Raw genomic sequence first — 16,639 nt, 5'->3', positions numbered from 1 at the left:
TGCCTTAGCGGTCCGAAGTGTGTCCGGCGTCACACGCTTTCGGGTTTGGGGCGGTTTTCCGGTACGCCCGCGAAGGCCGCCCCCGTGTCCCGCAGTCGCTCGTGCAGTGCCTGGAAGACGGCCGCCGAGCGGGCGCCCGGCCAGTCCTCGGGCAGCAGCGCGGGAGGCAGTCCGGGATCGGCGTACGGGAGATGGCGCCAGGTGTCCAGGGCGAGCAGGTAGTCGCGGTACGCCTCCTCCTCGGGGGTGTCGTCCCGCGCCTCCCAGTCGTGCAGCACGCGCGCGTGGTGGTCGAGAAACGCCTCGTGCTGCTTGGCGATCGAGGCCAGGTCCCACCAGCGGGCGACCGCGTCGGCCGTCGCCGCGAAGCCCAGGTGCTCGCCGCGGAACAGTTCCACGTACGCGTCGAGACGCAGCCGTTCCAGCGTGTGGCGGGTCTCTTCGTAGAGGCGGGCGGGCGCGAGCCACACCCCGGGTGCGGCCGTCCCGAAACCGAGGCCGGACAGACGGGAGCGCAGTACGTGACGTTTCTGCCGCTCGGACTCCGGCACGGAGAACACGGCGAGCACCCAGCTGTCGTCCTCGGGGGGTGAGGCCGCGTAGACCCGCCGGTCGCCGTCGTCGAGGAGCTGTCGCGCGTCCGGCGACAGTACGTACCCGGCCGCGCCCGACGCCGTACGCGCCGGCACCAGCAGCCCGCGGCGTTTGAGCCGGGACACCGACGAACGCACGGAGGGCGCGTCCACGCCGACCGCGGCGAGAAGCCGGATCAGTTCGGCCACGGGTACCGGACCAGGGGCGAACCGGCCGTACGCGCCGTAGAAGGTGACGATGAGGGACCGGGGAGTGTGCTGCTCGGACACGTTGATCACTCTAGATCGTCACCATCACGCTTGATCGCCTTCCGGGGGCATGGGATGACTTTCCGTTCGTACGGAACCGCCTTCCGTGCGTGCCGGGTTGACGTCCGCGCGCACCCGGAACCACTGCAGCGTGCCCGTCGCCGTCCGCGGCGGCGCGTCAAGGAGGACGATCTCGCGCGGACTACGACCTGGCCGCGCGACGCGTCGGGGCGCCCCACGACGGCCGTCTCGACCACGTCCGGGTGACGCAGCAGCGCATGCCCGGCCGGGGCGATCTCGCGCATCGTGGTCAGCTCGTGGGGGCGCTGCTGGGCGAGAACGGTGACGGCGACCGCGCCCGCCTTCAGGACCGCCGGCCGGCATGCCGCCGGCCAGGGTGTCGTGGGCCCCCGCAGCAGGACGCGGTTGCCGGGCATCACACCGAGTTCGCCGGTCAGGACGTGCGCGACGCGGTCGACGCGGGTGCGGAGTTCGCCGTACGTCCAGGTGTCACCGGAGGCGGTACGGAAGACCGGGCGGTCCGGGGTGGTGTGGGCGAGGAGCTCCGCGGCGCAGTTGAGGCGCTCGGGGAAGCGCGGTTCCGGGAGGTCGAAGCGGAGCTGGGGCCACTGGTCCGGCGGCGGCAGACGGTCGCGCGGGAAGGTGTCGACGTCCCGGGGGTTCCTGGGCTCCATGGCGGTCCGCCCCCTTGTCGTGGTGGGGTCGCACCAGGAGCGTATCGTCTTCATGACGGCAGTCAATGGACCGCGATAGCCGGTCCTTGCCGCCCTGCTGCCAGGGGAGTGTCGGGCCGGGAGTGTCAGGCCGCGATGGTCAGTTGCCCGGCCGGGACGCGGTGCGGGGCCACGACACTGCCGTCGGGCAGCAGCGCGCCGGTGTCGTCGAAGACGATCGCGCCGTCGCACAGCAGGTACCAGCCCTGCTCGGGGTGCGCGGAGACGATGTGCGCGTCGTCGCGGTGGGAGCGCTCGGTGCGGTCGGCGGACGGGCACGAAGACTGGTGGGAACACATGGCGTACCTCCACGTGCGAAGGGTTCGGCGGCGTTGTCGTCGCCTCGTTGTGAATAGACCATCCTCCTGCCGCGAACTCATCGGAACAGCCGGAAGGGAAGCGTGACAACACGCGGACAACACTCGGACGTGCCCAGGACGGATGGTGCGGACTCGCCACCAAAGGGGTGATGATCACGCGCGCGAGCACACCGGGCCGGTACCTGTGGAGACCCCCCACTCCAGGAGGTACTCCAATGCCATTGCGCCAGGTCATGGGCACAGCCACCGGTGCCGCACTGCTGCTGCTCGCCGCCCCGTCGTCCGCGCACGCCGTCGCCGACTCGCTCGAACTGTCCGAACGTTCGGGGCCGTTCGAGACGGTGACGGTCGACCCGACGGGCCGTGTCGCCGCGGACGGCACGGTCACCCTCTCCGGCACCTACCGCTGCACGGGCGGCACCGGACCGGTCTTCGTCAGCTCCTCGCTCGGCCAGGGCGAGGGCAGGTCGCGGAAGGGAGTCGGTGGCACCAGGGCGGTCTGCGACGGCGCCGAGCACCGCTGGACGAACACCGACCGCACCGAGCCGGGACGGTTCAAGCCGGGCGCGGCCCGGGTCGAGGCCACGGTGATGGAACTGCGTTCCGGCGGCGGGCTCCCACTGCCGTACTTCCACGCGCGCCAGCAGCAGGACATCACGCTCGTCGACTGACCGCAGACGAGCACGTACAGGGCCGGGCCCGCCCGCCGAGTCCCAGGAGACCCGGCGGGCGGGCCCGGTCCGGTGTCACCGTCCGCCGTGCCTGACGCGCCTGACGCACCTGCCGTTGCCGCTCCTGCCGGGCGGCGGTCGCCCCTGTCGGGTCACTGCGGTCCCTGCTCGGCGCCGCTCTCGGCCGGCAGGCAACCGTCCTCGTCCGAGGGCCCGTTCACATAGCTGGAGTCCAGCCGGTACAGGCCCGCCCGCCGCACGGTCAGCCGTGTCCAGGGCCCGTCCGGCCGTACGCAGGCCCCGGCGGCCCGCAGCCACGGCGAGTACCGGACCCGGACGGTCACGGCCCCGGGCCTCGGCACCCTCAGCACCACGGCCGCCTCGCCCGCCCGCACCACTCGCGCGGGCGCCGAGACGAGCGGCTCCGCGTCCTGGACGCGGTAGATCCTCCAGTACGCGTCGTGCCACACGGGCTCCAGCCAGTCCTGCCCGGAGGTGACGAGGGCGGCCTCGTGCTCGGCGGGGCCGTCGGGTGTCCCGTCGGGCACGACGACGTATCCCACGGCCCAGTGGCGCAGCCAGGCGTGGTAGCGCGGGGCGTCGAGCGCGCCCTTGTAGAACAGCCGTCCCCGCTCGACGTCCAACTGGCGGTTCCAGCCCCGCATCAGCTGTGCGTGCGGTGCGAAGAGAGCGGCCTCGCGGTGGTTGCGGGCGGGCACCACCTCGACCCGGTCGCGATCGGCGCCGAGCCGGTCCAGCTCGGCGAGCACCCCGGCGGTGTGCGTGGCCCAGGCCGGCACCGACGTGGTGACCCGCAGGTCGTTGGCGGTCGTCGTGGTGGTCCAGGCGACCGACGCGGCGAGGGCGAGAGCGACCGGGGCGACCCAGCGTGGGGAGGTCCGCCACAAGGAGGTCCGGCACAAAGAGGCCCGCCGCCCGGAGGCCCGCCACAAGGAGGCCCGCCGTACGAAGGCCCTCCGCAGGGCGGGCAGGACGTCACCGGACCCGGTCGCGCCCCGCAGGCAGAGGAGCAGCACCGCGGGGGCGAAGAGCGCCGCGAGCCGTTCCACGTTGGTGCCGATCGGCGAGGGGACGAGACAGGTGAGTACGACGCCGACGGCGTACACCGCCGCCCCGCCCCGCAGCACCCGCCACGTGCGGGGAGCCGCCCACACCACGGCGCCGGCCAGCAGCAGGGGCAGCAGTACGCGGACCGCGGGCATGGGCTGCTCGCCCTGGAAGGGAAACAGAAGCGCTGTCGACGCGCAGACGGCGACGGGCGGCACGGAGAGGGCGAGGCACTTGGCGTACCGCCGGTCGAGCAGATACCCGGCACCGGCCACCAGCAGGAAGAGCCCGGCCACCGGACTGGCCAGGGTGGCCAGCAGCGCTCCCAGGGCGCCCGCGGTCAGCCGGCCCCGCCGCGCCGGACGGCCCGCCACGGCCAGGAGCCCGGCGAGTCCGAAGGCCAGCCCGATGGCGAACGTGGTGCGCCCCGAGGCGACGTTGGCCCACAGCCCGAGAGCGCCGAGCAGTGCGGGCCACAGCGGCACCCTGGCGACGGTCCGCTCCAGCAGCGAGCCCAGCAGCCAGGTGGCAGCCACCCCGGCCAGGACAGAGGTGGTCCGTACGCCCAGCATCGCCATCAACGGAGGGGAGAGCACGCTGTAGTTGGCGGCGTGCGTGCCGCCGTACCAGAACAGCCCGTACGCCGAGTCCGGGTTCCGGGCGAAGAAGCCCGCCCAGGCGTACTGGGCCGCGAGATCGCCGCCGCCCGTCGCGAGCAGCGTCGCCCACACCCCGTACAGCGGGAGGACGGCGAGGACCGCGAGCACGGGGACGCGGCCCGCCCACAGCCGGATCGGCCGGTACCCGGACTTCCGGGGGACGTCGAGGACGCCGTCGGGTCCGGAGGGTGCCGGGGCGACCACGGAGAACGGCTGTACGCGCATGAAGGCTGTTCCTGGGGCAGAGCGGGCGGGGCAAGCGGGCGGGGCAGAACGGGTGGGGTGGAAGGGACTGCTGCGAAAGTAGATGCGATTCTCGCCGTTGACGTTCACTGCTCGACGCCCACGGAGGGTGAGAGGGAACAGCCCTACCAGGCCACATCCGGTGATCCGTCCAACGAACCGCGGCAGTGGCCGTCACGTGGCGCGCGGCCGTCCGGCCCATCCGGGCAGACGCTGCCGAAGCGGCGGATGTCGCCGAAGCCACCGCCGTTTTGATCGATTGATCGCTACGATGAGGCCATCGCGCGAAACTCGATCGTGCGAGCCGCCGTGCTGTGGTGGCCGACGGCGCGGCCGACGTGGGCGAGAGCGGTGGGGACATGCGGGAGTCGGCGCGGACGCGGCAGGACCGGATCGCGGAGACGGTGCGGGACAGGGGTGTCGCGCGCATCACCGATCTCGCCGACGAACTCGGCGTCTCCGTGGTGACAGTGCGCCGGGACGTGGAGGACCTGGCCCGGCGTGGGGAGGTGCGCAGGGGGCACGGGGTGGCGCGTTCCCTGCGGCCGGTGCCCGAGGAGGCCCCTGTCGGCGGTGACGCCGTCGCCATGGTCGTACCGGAGAGGAACACCTATCTCACCGAGGCCGTGCAGGGCGCGCGGGAGGCCGCGGCCAAGGCCGGTCTGCGGCTGGCGCTCCACATCACCGCGGGTGACGGCGGGTCGGAGCGCGAGGCCGTGCGTCAGGCCGTGGACGCGGGCGCGCGCGGCCTGCTGCTGTCGCCGCACTGGCGCACACGGGCGGAGGCGGAGGCGGACCACTCGTGGCTGGCCGCCCTGGACGTCCCAGTGGTGCTGGTGGAGCGGCGCCCCGCCCGGGCCGGCGGGATCTACTCGATGGACTGTGTGCGTACGGACCACGCGTACGGCGTGCATCTGGCGCTCGGGCACCTGGTCGGTCTCGGGCACCGGCGGATCGTGCTGGCGGCCCGCGACGACAGCCCCACCGCGCGGGTCATCCGCGCCGAGTTCGCCGAGCAGACCGCCGCCTTGGGGCTCGCGGAGGGATGCCCCACGATTCTCAGTTCGAGCAGCGCCGGTCCCGATCCGCGCGTCGCCGATCCGCGGGCGGCCGACCTGATCGCGGCGGTCGGGGAGAGCGGCGCGACGGCCGTGCTCATCCACAGCGACATGGACGCGCTGATGCTGGTGCAACGCCTGCTGGCGGCGGGGATCGACGTGCCGGGACGCTGCTCGGTGGTCGCGTACAACGACGTGGTCGCCGACATGGGGCCGGTCCCGCTGACGGCCGTTGCCCCACCCAAGGCGGAACTCGGCCGGACCGGGGTCGAGTTGCTGCTGCGACGGCTCGACATGGCGGGCGGCGGGCTGCGGCCCGGGGCCACCCGGCATGTGGAACTGCTGCCGGGGCTCGTGATCCGGGAGTCCACGGCCGCGCCGGCGGTCTGACCTCGTGCGAAGTCGCCAGGCGTTCGGACTTGTTCGTTTGACCGCTTTGGTTTCTTCTGTTCGATGTATTGACGCCTTTTTCGTCTGCCGCTGAGGATGCCCATGACCCAGCAACGACGCGGGAGGGCCCATGCCTGGTCAATGCCCAGCAGTCAGACGCTCAGGTGCGGCCGTGACGGCACTGCTCACGATCTTCGCCATGCTGCTGGTGGCGGGTTGTTCCGGCGCTGGGAAGGCGGACAGTGCCGGAGACGGGCCGGTGCACGTCACCTTCTGGTCGGCGCTGCGCGGCAGCCAGGAGGTCGTGGACGAGTACAACCGCACCCACACCAGGATCAAGGTCGACTTCGAGCAGGTGCCTTCGGGCGACCAGGGCGGCTGGGCCAAACTCAGCAACGCCGCACGGGCGGGCAACGCCCCCGACGTCGCCACCATCGAGTATCCCCAGCTGCCCAGCTACGCCATCGACGGCGTGCCCCGCGACATCACGGACATGCTGCCCGACCCGGTGCGCCGCAAGATCATCCCGCAGGCGATGGACCTGACCACGTTCGAGGGGCGCACCTACGCCCTCCCGGTCGACATCGAACCGATGGTCTTCCTCTACCGCAAGGACCTGTTCACCAAGTACGACATCCCCGTGCCCAAGACCTGGGCGGAGTTCGAGACTTCGGCCCGCGAGCTGAAGAAGGCCAGGCCCGATTCCCGTATCGCCAGTTTCTTCACCACCGGTGGCACGCTCGCCATGGCCGGCCTCGCCTGGCAGGCAGGCGCGCAGTGGTACGACACCTCTGACACGTCCTGGAACGTCTCCATGGACGACGCCCCCACCCGCAGGGTCGCCGCGTACTGGCAGCGCCTGGTCGACGACGACCTGGTGCGGGTCGAGCCCTCGTCCAGCCAGCAGTGGCGGGCACACCTGCAGAGCGGTGAGACGGCCGGCTGGCTCGCGGGCGCCTGGGCGGCGGGCTCGATGATGGCCTCCACTCCGGGCGGCAAGGGCAAATGGGCCATCGCCGCCTCCCCGCAGTGGAACCCGGATAAGCCGTCCCTGGGCACCCAGGGCGGCTCGACCTTCATGGTCACCAAGGACAGCACGCACCCCGAGGAAGCCCTGGAGTTCATCACCTGGATGGTCACCAGCCCGGACGCGCTGCGCGCCAAGCTCTCCAGCGGGGTCAGCAGCGCCTATCCGACCGTGACCGACCTGGTTCCGGTCGCCCGGAAGGAGATGGACACCAGCTACTACTCGGGCCAGGACATCTTCGGTCTCTTCCAGAGGGAGGCCGAGCTGATCTCCACCCGATGGAAGTGGGGGCCGCGCATGGTCTCGACGATCAGCTCCGGCGACGACGGGCTCGCGCGGGCCGGTGTCGGCAGCGGAACCATCCTGGAGGCCCTCCGGGAGGCACAGAGCAAGACCCTGCCCGACCTGAAGAGCCTCGGCCTGTCCGTCACCACCCGCTGACCGGCAGCCGTGCCACACCCCGCCGCGTCACACCACGCCCCCGCACACCACCCCTCCAGAGCCGCACATCAGGTTGGATCCGAGGTGCATCCGTGAGCACAGTGACGACTCCCAGAAAACGGACGACTACCAGAAAACGGAGGGGGACCACACCGCCACCCGCGGACCCCGCCCGCACCCGCAGAGCCGGACGCCGACAGCAGAGGTTCGCCTACGTCACGCTCCTCGCCCCGTTCACGGCACTGCTCGTCGCCGTGTTCCTCGTCCCTGTCGGCTACGCGATCTACCTCAGCTTCTTCTCCGAGGACCACGACGGCCTCGGCTTCGGCGGCGGCCGCACCATCTTCACCGGACTGCGCAGCTACCTCGCCGTGCTGCAGGACCCGAGCTTCGTCTCCGGCTTCGGATCCATCGCCCTGTACTGCGTGATCTTCGTCCCGCTCGTCGTCACCGGCGCCCTGGGCCTCGCCCTGCTGCTCGACTCCGGACTGATCCGGCTGCGGCGCACCGCGCAGATGCTGCTCTACCTGCCGCACGCCGTGCCCGGCATCATCGCGGCGGTCATCTGGCTCTACCTCTACACACCGGGGCTCAGCCCGGTCATCAAGCTCTTCGCCGAGGCCGACATCACCATCGACTTCCTGGGCCTGCACACAGTGCTCCCGTCGATCGTCAACATCGCCCTGTGGAGCGGCCTCGGCTACAACATGGTGATCTTCTACGCCGCCCTCCAGGCGCTGCCGCGCGAGGTGCTGGAAGCGGCCAGGATCGACGGGGCGGGAGGTGTGCGCACCGCGTTCCAGGTCAAGGTCCCCATCATCAGGGGATCCGTCCTCATGGTGTGCATGTTCTCCCTCATCGCCGCGCTGCAGCTGTTCACCGAGCCGATGCTGATGAACCAGGCGACGCCGATGGTCAACTCCCGCTTCACACCGAACATGTACATCTACGACGCGGCCTTCCGCCGCAACAACTACGGACTCGCCTCCGCGGCCTCCGTCATCCTCCTCGTCGTCACCTGCGCCCTGTCGTTCGCGGTGACGCGCTGGGCAGGCCGCCGCGAACGGAGCGCGAAATGACCACGACGACTCCCATCACCACGACAACCCCCACGACCCCGCCCGGAGGGTCACCCACCAGGCCACTCGGCCGACCCTTCGGGAAGTCCGGACTCACCAGCCGCGGCGTCGCCAACGCCGTCGTCCTGATAGCCGCCCTCTACACGATGCTGCCCGCCCTGTGGCTGCTGTTCGCGTCCACCAAGAACGCCGACGCCCTCTTCGGCAGCGACATCTTCTCCCTCGGCGACTTCTCCCTCTCCCGCAACCTCTCCGACCTCTTCGCCATGGACGGCGGCCTCTACGGCGAGTGGTACCTCAACAGCCTGCTGTACGCGGTCGGCGGCGCCCTGATCGGCTCCCTCATCAGCGTCTCGGCTGGGTACGCCTTCGACAAGTACGAGTTCCGGCACAAGGAGAAGCTGTTCGGTCTCGTCCTCACCGGCGTCATGGTCCCGCAGACCGTCCTCGCCCTCCCGCTCTATCTGGTGGCCTCCGAGATCGGCCTGGTCAACACCTTCTGGGCGGTCTTCGTCCCCGTCCTGTTCAACCCCTTCGGCGTCTACCTCGCCCGGCTGCTCAGCAGCGGCTACGTACCCAACGAGGTGCTGGAGGCGTCCCGCGTGGACGGCGCCGGCGAACTGCAGACGTACGTACGCGTCAGTCTGCGCATGCTCGGCCCCGGATTCGTCACCGTCTTCCTCTTCCAGCTCACCGCCATCTGGAACAACTTCTTCCTGCCGATGGTGATGCTCTCCGACCAGCACCTGTATCCGCTGAGCCTCGGGCTCTACACCTGGAACAGCTCCGCCACCGTCTCGCCCGAGTACTACCCGCTCGTCGTCATCGGCTCGCTGCTCGCCGTCGTACCGCTGATCGTCGCGTTCGTCACGCTGCAGCGCTACTGGAAGTCCGGCCTGACCGCCGGAAGCGTCAAGTGATTCGCCGACAAGTGATGTGCCGGCACGTGATGTTCCGTCAAGTGTTGTGCAAGGAGCCCCAGTTGACCCGTAGGAGCGTCAAGTGACCCACCCCGGCCTCCGGCCCCGTCCCCGCCCGCGTGCCGTGCTCGCCATGGCGCGGAGGACCGCGGAGCAGGTCCTCGACCCGGATGTACGGGCCCGGCTGGCCGCACTCACCGACATCGACCCGCACCTCGTACTGGACGATTTCACCACCCCCGCCGCCCACCACGCGCTCGCCGAGGCCGAGTTGCTCGTCACCGGCTGGGGCTGCCCGCCCATCGACGCGGCGGTACTCGACGCCGCGCCCCGGCTGCGCGCCGTCGTGCACACCGCCGGGACCGTACGCCACCACATCACCGCCGCCTGCTGGGAGCGCGGCCTCACCGTGTCCTCCGCCGCCGCGGCCAACGCCGTACCGGTTGCCGAGTACACCCTCGCCATGATCCTGCTCGCCAACAAGCGCGTCCTCGACACCGCCCGGACCTACCGCACCGAGCGCCGGCGCATCGACTGGAACGCACGCCACCCCGAGGCGGGCAACTACCGCAGGACCGTGGGCATCCTGAGCGCCTCGGCCATCGGACGCCGAGTCATCGACCTGCTCCGCCCGCACGATCTGGAGGTGCTGCTCCACGACCCCTTCGTCACGGACACCGAGGCACGCGATCTCGGGGCGGAGCCGGTCTCCCTGCCCGATCTGTTCTCGGTCAGCGACGTCCTCAGCGTGCACACACCGCTGCTGCCCGAGACCCGCGGCCTGGTCGGCCGCGAACTGCTGGGCCGGCTCCGCACGGGCGCCACCCTGATCAACACCGCGCGCGGCGCGGTCATCGACCAGACCGCTCTCACCGGTGAGGTGGTGTCCGGGCGGATCAACGCGATCCTGGACGTCACCGAGCCGGAGGTACTGCCCGCCGACTCACCACTGTGGGACTGCCCGAACGTCCTCGTCACCCCGCACATCGCAGGCTCGAAGGGCGGCGAACTGCGCCGCCTCGCCGACCTGGCACTGTCCGAGATCGAGTCGTACGCCCTCGGCCGCCCCTTCGCCCACCCCGTCCGGCCCGAACATCTGGCCCGCCTCGCCTGACCTGAGCCGACCTGACGACCACCGCAGCCGCTTTCGGAAGCCACCGAAACGGAACGGACCTTCGGAAACCGACGCAACGAACAGGAGACGTGGCCCCTCCCATGCCTGAACACCCGCTGCCCCCGGCCCCCGAGGAAGACCGCACCCTCAGCCCGTACACCGGCTACACCCGTGCCCACTGGGAAGCCACCGGCGACCGGCTGCTGGCCGCCGCCCTCCGCTACGCCACCCCCGGCCACGCCCTGCTCGACCTGCCCGGCCCGCCCTCGCAGTCGGGGGTGCGCTCCGACGGTCTCGAAGGGTTCGCCCGTACGTTCCTGCTCGCCGCGTTCCGCACCGCCGGGGCGTCCGGCAAGGACCCGCACGGATTCCTGGAGCGCTACACCGCCGGTCTCGCGCGCGGCACCCGCATGCCCGGCCGCGACGACGCCGAGTCCTGGCCGGAGATCGGCCACCACGGCATCCAGGGCCAGCCCATGGTGGAGTCGGCCTCCGTGGCACTGGCCCTGCGGCTCACCGCGCCCTGGACCTGGGACACCCTCCCGGCCGCCGACCAGGACCGCGTCGAGCAGTGGCTGCGTGGCGCGCTGCGGCACACGCCCGCTCCCAACAACTGGTACCTCTTCCCGCTGACCGTGGCCGGATTCCTGGAGTCCGTGGGACGGGGCGACGCCGAGACACGCGGGGCGATCGACCGCGCGCTCGGCCTGCTCGACGGCTGGTACCAGGGCCAGGGCTGGTACTCCGACGGCGACGGCCGCTCCTTCGACCACTACAACGGCTGGGCCCTCCACTTCTATCCGCTGCTGCACGCCCACCTCGCCGGGGACCGGGCGCTGCTCGACCGGCTCGGCCCGCGACTGCGGGAGTTCCTGGACGGGTTCGCGCTGCTCTTCGACGCGAACGGTGCGCCCATTCACCACGGGCGCTCGCTGACGTACCGCTTCGCGGCCGTCACCGCCGTGGCGCTCGGCGCCCTCACCGGTGAGACTCCGCTCGACCCGGGCGTCACACGCCGCATCCTCAGCGGGGGGCTGCGCCACTTTGTCGACCGGGGTGCGCCGACCGCGGACGGGCTCCTCGGGCTCGGGTGGTACGGGCCGCACGAGGCGACTCTCCAGCGGTACTCCGGGCCCGGGTCCCCGTACTGGGCCTCCAAGGGGTTCCTCTCGCTGCTGATCCCGGCCGGGGATCCGGTGTGGACGGCCACGGAGGAGCGGGCGCCGGTCGAGGGAGCCGACCGTGTGCTCGCCCTTCCCGCGCCCGGGCTGCTCGTCCAGACCACGGGCGGGGACGGGCTCGCGCGCCTGCACAACCACGGCAGTTACAAACTCGACTCGCGGGCGCCGGAGCCGGAGCCGGAGCCGGAGCCGGAGCGGGCGCCGGGCAACCCGTTGTACGCGCGGCTCGCGTACTCCACCCGTACCGGGCCGACCAGTGCGGCCAACGCCGCCGACAACCATGTCGCGTTGTCGGCCCGTGGCTTGCGGAGTGCGCGTGTACGCATTCATCCGCTGGGTGCCGGGCGGGACTGGCTCGCCTCGTGGCATCGGCCGGTCTTCCCCGCGGGCGGGCCCGTGCTTCCGTCTGCGCGGATCGAGAGCCTGACGCTGGCCCGCGGGCGGCTCGAACTGCGTGTGCACCGCACGGTGGGTGTGCCGGTGGGGACGCCGGTTCATCAGAGCGGTTGGGCTGTTGCGGTGCCTCCGGGGACCGTTCCCGAGGGCGACCAGGGTGCGGAGGTGCGGCTCGACGGGCCGGAGGTGACGAGTCAACTGGTCGGGCTGTACGGGTGGGAGACGTCGTGTGTGGTGAGGACGCCGCAGGGGACGGCGTTCGGGCCTTGGGCCCTGGTTCCCGAACTCACCGGAGTTGTTGGTGCGGGGGAGGAGGGGGCGGTGTTCGTGGGGTTGGCGTCCCTCACGGGGGAAGGCGGTGCGGCGGCGCCGCTTGCCGGGCAGGTCGTCGGTGTCGAGGTGAGTGGGCTTGTTGTTGCTGTTCGTTGGGGTGGTGGGGCGTGTACGGTCGTGGATTTCGGTGGCGAAGGTCTGTCGGTCACCGGGGAGACGGGGTGAAGGGGTGAAGGGGTGAAGGGGGGGCGCGGCGGCGGGGCTTTCGTCTGCGGGTTGGGTGTGGCTGGTCGCGCAGTTCCCCGCGCCCCTGGGGTGTGTGGGGGGTTCGGCTCGTGGGCCAGGTGCGGGGCCGCGTCGGGATGTCCGTCCGCAGCGGAGGACGCACGGCCCGCTGCCACACGGTGACCGCAACCCGCCGTCACCGTAAGCTGCGGCCACACATCCCGCCACGTCCCCTCCGGCCCGTACCCCGCCGGGGGCGCAGACAACAGCGCAAGCCACGAGGACGGACCGCCCCGCGGTATTCCGACCCCGGCACCGGCGTCTTTCAGGGGCGCGGGGAACGGCGCGAGCAACGAAGGTGGACCTTCAGGTGGTGATCCGGCCGGGGCACAGGTGTCTTTTTTTGGGGGCGCGGGGAACGGCGCGAGCGACGAAGGTGGACCTTCAGGTGGTGATCTGGCCTGGGCACACGTGTCTTTCTTGGGGGCGCGGGGAACGGCGCGAGTAACCGAGGACGGCCCGCACGGGATGAACCGGCCTCGGGCATGGGCTTTTAGGGGCGCGGGGAACTGCGCGACCAGCCACGACGCAGCCGCAGCGGAATGAAAAGCCCCGGGCGGAGCCCTGCGTGTCGGGCGGGGGGTCGGGGAAGGGAAGGCAGAGGCGTCCGACCGTAGAGATGGGGCAGGGAATGGACATCGAAGCGATCCGCCGGGACACCCCGGGCACCGCGAACCGGATCCATCTGAACAACGCAGGCGCAGGCCTGCTGTCGCGGCGGACCCTTCGGGACATCACGGCCCATCTGGAGTTGGAGGCCGCCATCGGTGGGTACGAGGCGGCGCACCAGGAACGGGACCGGATCGACGCCACGTATGCCAACATCGCCCGGCTGATCGGCGGCCGGCCGGACGAGGTGGCGCTGTTCGACAACTCCACGCACGCCTGGAACGCCGCCTTCTACTCGATGACGTTCGCACCCGGCGACCGCATCCTCACCGGCCGGGCCGAGTACGGAAGCAACGTCCTCGCCTATCTGCAGATCGCCCGGCGCACCGGCGCCGAGGTCGTCGTCGTCCCCAACGATGAGTCCGGGCAGCTCGACACCGCGGCCCTGGCGGAGCTGATCGACGACCGGACAAGGCTGGTCGGTGTGACCCATGTCCCCACCAGCGGAGGCCTGGTCAACCCCGCGGCAGAGATCGGTCGTATCAGCCGGGCCGCGGGTGTGCCCTTCCTGCTCGACGCCACCCAGTCCGTCGGCCAGTTCCCGGTCGATGTCGCCGAGCTCGGGTGCGACATGCTCACCGCCACGGGCAGGAAGTTCCTGCGCGGCCCGCGCGGTACGGGATTTCTGTGGGTGCGCCGGGAAGCACTGGACCACCTGGATCCGTACGTGAGCGAGATCGCCTCCGCCACCTGGGACGGCAAGCGGGGCTTCACCTGGCGCGACGGTGCCCGGCGTTTCGAGACCTGGGAGGTGAGCTACGCCAACGTGCTCGGTCTGAGCGCCGCCGTCGAGCAGGCTCTGGAGATCGGTATGGAGGGCATCGGCCGGCGTGCCGTCGGGCTCGGGGAGCTGTTGCGCGAGCGGCTTGACGCCGTGCCCGGTGTCACGACGTACGACCTCGGCCGGCAGCGGTGCGCGATCGTGACCGCGAAGGTCGATGGCGTGTCCACCGCGGACGTCGCCGCCGCTCTTGGTGGGCGCGGCGTCAATGTCACCACCACCGTGGCGGCGCACACCCAGTTCGACACCGAGGACCGGGACGTCCATCCGCTGGTGCGGCTGTCGCCGCACTACTACAACACCGAGGCCGAACTCGACCGCGCCGTAGAGGTGTTCGCCGAGTCTGCAGCACGCCCCAGGTAGCGGTGGGCGAAGAGGGAGCCGGCGGCCAGCAGGGCCGTGGCTATGACCAGGGTCGCGTTGTAGCCGTTGTCGAAGGCGGAGGTGGCGGTGTCCAGCAGGGGGCGGCCCTGATCCGCGGGCAGGTGGTCGGCGGTGGCGCGGGCCTCGTCCAGGCTGTCGGCCGCGGTGTCGGGGGAGCCCGCGGGCAGGGTGACCGTGCCGGTGTAGACCGCGGTCAGCACGCTGCCGAGGACGGCGACACCGGTGAGGCTGCCCAGTTCGTACGAGACCTCCTCCACCGAGGAGGCCATACCGGCGCGGTGGGGCGGGGCCCCGCCGATGATCGCGGCGGAGGCGGCGGTCATCGTGGTGCCCAGACCCGCGCCGGCCAGGATCAGACCGGGGACTACCCAGCCGGAGCTGTGCGCGGAGTCCAGGAGGGGGACCGCGCCCGGGGTGAGCAGGAGCGTGAGCAGGATGCCCAGTGCGCTTGTGGCGAGGCCGCCGCCTATCAGCGTGCGCACGCTGACCCGGTGGACCAGACCGCCGACGACGACCCCGGCCACCAGGGCGCCCAGCGCGCACGCGGCCACGAGCAGGCCCGCGCTGAGCGGGGTGTGGCCGACGACCAGCTGGAGGCGCTGGGCCAGCACGAGCTGGATGCCCGCGGTGGCGAACATCGCGAGGCCGGCGCCGAGCACGCCGACGAGCAGGGCCCGATCGCGGAAGAGCGCGAAGTCGATCAGGGGGTAGGGCTGGGTGCGCTGGCGGCGCAGGAAGGCCCGGAAGCCGAGGAAGGACACCAGCAGTGCCCCGACTATGTGCAGGGGTGCGGGATCCGGCCTGGTGGTCTCCTTGATCGCGTAGACCAGGCCGACGAGGCCGGCCATGACGTACACGGAGGCGACCGGGTCCCAGGGCCGGTCGGCGCGGCCGGATCCGCCCGGCGCGAGGAACACCGCCGCGACCAGGGCGAGCAGGACGACGGGCACGTTGACCAGGAACACCGAACCCCACCAGAAGTGCTCCAGCAGGAAGCCGCCGAGGACCGGTCCGAGCGCGGTGCCGACCACCGACGTCGTGCCCCAGATCCCGATCGCCACTCCGCGTTCCCGCTCGTCCTCGAAGGTGAGCCGGATCAGTGCCAGCGTCGAGGGCATCATCGTCGCCGCACCCACCGCGAGGAAGGCGCGAGCGGTGATCAGCATTCCGGGGGAGGGGGCGAAGGCGGCCATCGTCGACGCCGCCCCGAAGATGACAAGGCCGGCAAGGAAGAGCCGCTTGTGCCCCACCCGGTCGCCCAGCGTGCCGGTGCCCAGCAGCAGGCCGGCCGACACCAGCGGATAGGCGTTGATGATCCAGAGCTTCTGCGAGGCGTCGGCGTGCAGGTCGCCGGTCAGGGTGGGCAGGGCGGTGTAGAGCACCGTCATGTCCACCGATATCAGCAACAGCCCCGCCGAGACGGTCAGCAGGACCCACCAGCGTCGTGCCTTGCTCATGCCGTACCTCGGATCTTCTGGATGCGACGGTGCGCCGGAAGGGCGTCGAGCCTGAGGGGCATCACGGTGTGGAGGCCGATTCGGTGAGCGCGGCGATCCGCTGCCGCAGGGCATCCTTCACCGCGGGCGTGAGTTTCGTCCCGGTGGTCGCCTCGAAAAGCCACAGACCGTCAGCGGCCATCCGGGCCAGGAACAGCTCCAGTTGCGCCGGATCGGGCTCGGACGGGACCGGCACCCATCGGTCCACCAGGGCGTTCCACACCTGCGCAAGCTCCGGGTCGGAGGCCGACTCGACCATGAACGCCAGGTCCGCCTTGCGCGGCTCGCTCTCCATGTCCATGAGCGTGTAGGCGATCGCCCGCTCGGCCGTCGTCGCCTCCGCGAAGGCCTTCCCGAGCCGCGCCTCCAACTGCTTCTCCCATCCCTCGGTCAGATACCGCTGGATCGCCAGCAGCAGCTCCTCCCGGGTGCGGAAGTGATACAGCAGTCCCCCCTTGGTCAGTCCGGCCTCCACGGCCACCGACTCCAGGGTCAGGCTCGTGATCCCCTCCTTCTCGGTGACACGGATCGCGGCTTCCAGGATCTGGGTTCTCGAACTCGGTCGCATAGCCGTAACTGTACCATCCGGAAGGTACAGTTACGCAGGT

The 16,639-nt window shown here is 71.2% G+C and carries 13 protein-coding genes and 1 pseudogene; 8 read left to right on the top strand and 6 right to left on the bottom strand.

The window, feature by feature from the left end; genetic code table 11:
- Window positions 1-29 precede the first annotated feature (29 nt).
- From ACIBEI_RS32960 to ACIBEI_RS32950, 3 genes and pseudogenes are all read right to left on the bottom strand, one after another.
- Window positions 30-872: a PaaX family transcriptional regulator C-terminal domain-containing protein gene (locus ACIBEI_RS32960; RefSeq protein WP_398893857.1), complete on the bottom strand. Its 843-nt coding sequence runs from the start codon at window positions 870-872 to the stop codon at window positions 30-32.
- Window positions 873-1,114: 242 nt separating this feature from the next.
- Window positions 1,115-1,537 (bottom strand): annotated as a pseudogene (locus ACIBEI_RS32955) (AMP-binding protein); the annotation flags it as partial.
- A gap of 125 nt (window positions 1,538-1,662) precedes the next feature.
- On the bottom strand, window positions 1,663-1,875 hold the full coding sequence (locus tag ACIBEI_RS32950) for a DUF5999 family protein (protein WP_398893856.1): 213 nt from the start codon (window positions 1,873-1,875) through the stop codon (window positions 1,663-1,665).
- A 236-nt stretch (window positions 1,876-2,111) separates the two neighbouring features.
- Here ACIBEI_RS32950 and ACIBEI_RS32945 point away from each other — a divergent pair, with 236 nt between their 5' ends.
- The gene (locus ACIBEI_RS32945; protein ID WP_398893855.1) at window positions 2,112-2,567 is read left to right on the top strand and encodes a DUF6299 family protein; all 456 of its coding nucleotides are present in this window, start codon (window positions 2,112-2,114) and stop codon (window positions 2,565-2,567) included.
- Window positions 2,568-2,719: 152 nt separating this feature from the next.
- On the opposite strand, the gene ACIBEI_RS32940 is transcribed toward ACIBEI_RS32945, so the two are convergent.
- Window positions 2,720-4,519, bottom strand: a complete 1,800-nt coding sequence (locus ACIBEI_RS32940) for a hypothetical protein (RefSeq protein ID WP_398893854.1) — start codon at window positions 4,517-4,519, stop codon at window positions 2,720-2,722.
- Between the two features lie 377 nt (window positions 4,520-4,896).
- On the opposite strand from ACIBEI_RS32940, the gene ACIBEI_RS32935 reads away from it, so the two are divergent.
- The 7 genes from ACIBEI_RS32935 (at window position 4,897) to ACIBEI_RS32905 (ending at window position 14,514) form a co-directional block, all read left to right on the top strand.
- On the top strand, window positions 4,897-5,985 hold the full coding sequence (locus ACIBEI_RS32935) for a LacI family DNA-binding transcriptional regulator (protein ID WP_398893925.1): 1,089 nt from the start codon (window positions 4,897-4,899) through the stop codon (window positions 5,983-5,985).
- Between the two features lie 130 nt (window positions 5,986-6,115).
- Window positions 6,116-7,453 (top strand): ABC transporter substrate-binding protein, encoded by a 1,338-nt coding sequence (locus tag ACIBEI_RS32930; RefSeq protein WP_398893853.1) that lies wholly within the window; start codon window positions 6,116-6,118, stop codon window positions 7,451-7,453.
- Window positions 7,454-7,554: 101 nt separating this feature from the next.
- A complete protein-coding gene (locus tag ACIBEI_RS32925) occupies window positions 7,555-8,532 on the top strand; it encodes a carbohydrate ABC transporter permease (RefSeq protein ID WP_398893924.1) in 978 nt (325 codons plus the stop codon).
- A complete protein-coding gene (locus ACIBEI_RS32920; protein WP_398893852.1) occupies window positions 8,529-9,452 on the top strand; it encodes a carbohydrate ABC transporter permease in 924 nt (307 codons plus the stop codon). The genes ACIBEI_RS32925 and ACIBEI_RS32920 overlap by 4 nt, the downstream gene beginning before the upstream one ends.
- A gap of 133 nt (window positions 9,453-9,585) precedes the next feature.
- A complete protein-coding gene (locus ACIBEI_RS32915; RefSeq protein WP_398893851.1) occupies window positions 9,586-10,566 on the top strand; it encodes a hydroxyacid dehydrogenase in 981 nt (326 codons plus the stop codon).
- Window positions 10,567-10,667: 101 nt separating this feature from the next.
- The gene (locus ACIBEI_RS32910; protein WP_398893850.1) at window positions 10,668-12,641 is read left to right on the top strand and encodes a DUF2264 domain-containing protein; all 1,974 of its coding nucleotides are present in this window, start codon (window positions 10,668-10,670) and stop codon (window positions 12,639-12,641) included.
- Window positions 12,642-13,332: 691 nt separating this feature from the next.
- Complete coding sequence (locus tag ACIBEI_RS32905; RefSeq protein WP_398893849.1) at window positions 13,333-14,514, top strand: aminotransferase class V-fold PLP-dependent enzyme; 1,182 nt, start codon at window positions 13,333-13,335, stop codon at window positions 14,512-14,514.
- Here ACIBEI_RS32905 and ACIBEI_RS32900 read toward each other — a convergent pair.
- Both ACIBEI_RS32900 and ACIBEI_RS32895 read right to left on the bottom strand, forming a co-directional pair.
- Window positions 14,445-15,992: an MFS transporter gene (locus ACIBEI_RS32900; RefSeq protein WP_398893848.1), complete on the bottom strand. Its 1,548-nt coding sequence runs from the start codon at window positions 15,990-15,992 to the stop codon at window positions 14,445-14,447. The genes ACIBEI_RS32905 and ACIBEI_RS32900 overlap by 70 nt on opposite strands.
- Before the next feature lie 61 nt (window positions 15,993-16,053).
- Window positions 16,054-16,599, bottom strand: coding sequence for a TetR/AcrR family transcriptional regulator (locus ACIBEI_RS32895; protein ID WP_398893847.1), 546 nt, complete (start codon window positions 16,597-16,599; stop codon window positions 16,054-16,056).
- Window positions 16,600-16,639 lie beyond the last annotated feature (40 nt).

Source organism: Streptomyces sp. NPDC050988 (assembly GCF_044456225.1).
In the GTDB taxonomy this organism is placed as follows: Bacteria; Actinomycetota; Actinomycetes; order Streptomycetales; family Streptomycetaceae; genus Streptomyces.
Note: the sequence above shows the minus strand (reverse complement) of the source record. Positions and strands in the feature narration are given on the sequence as shown.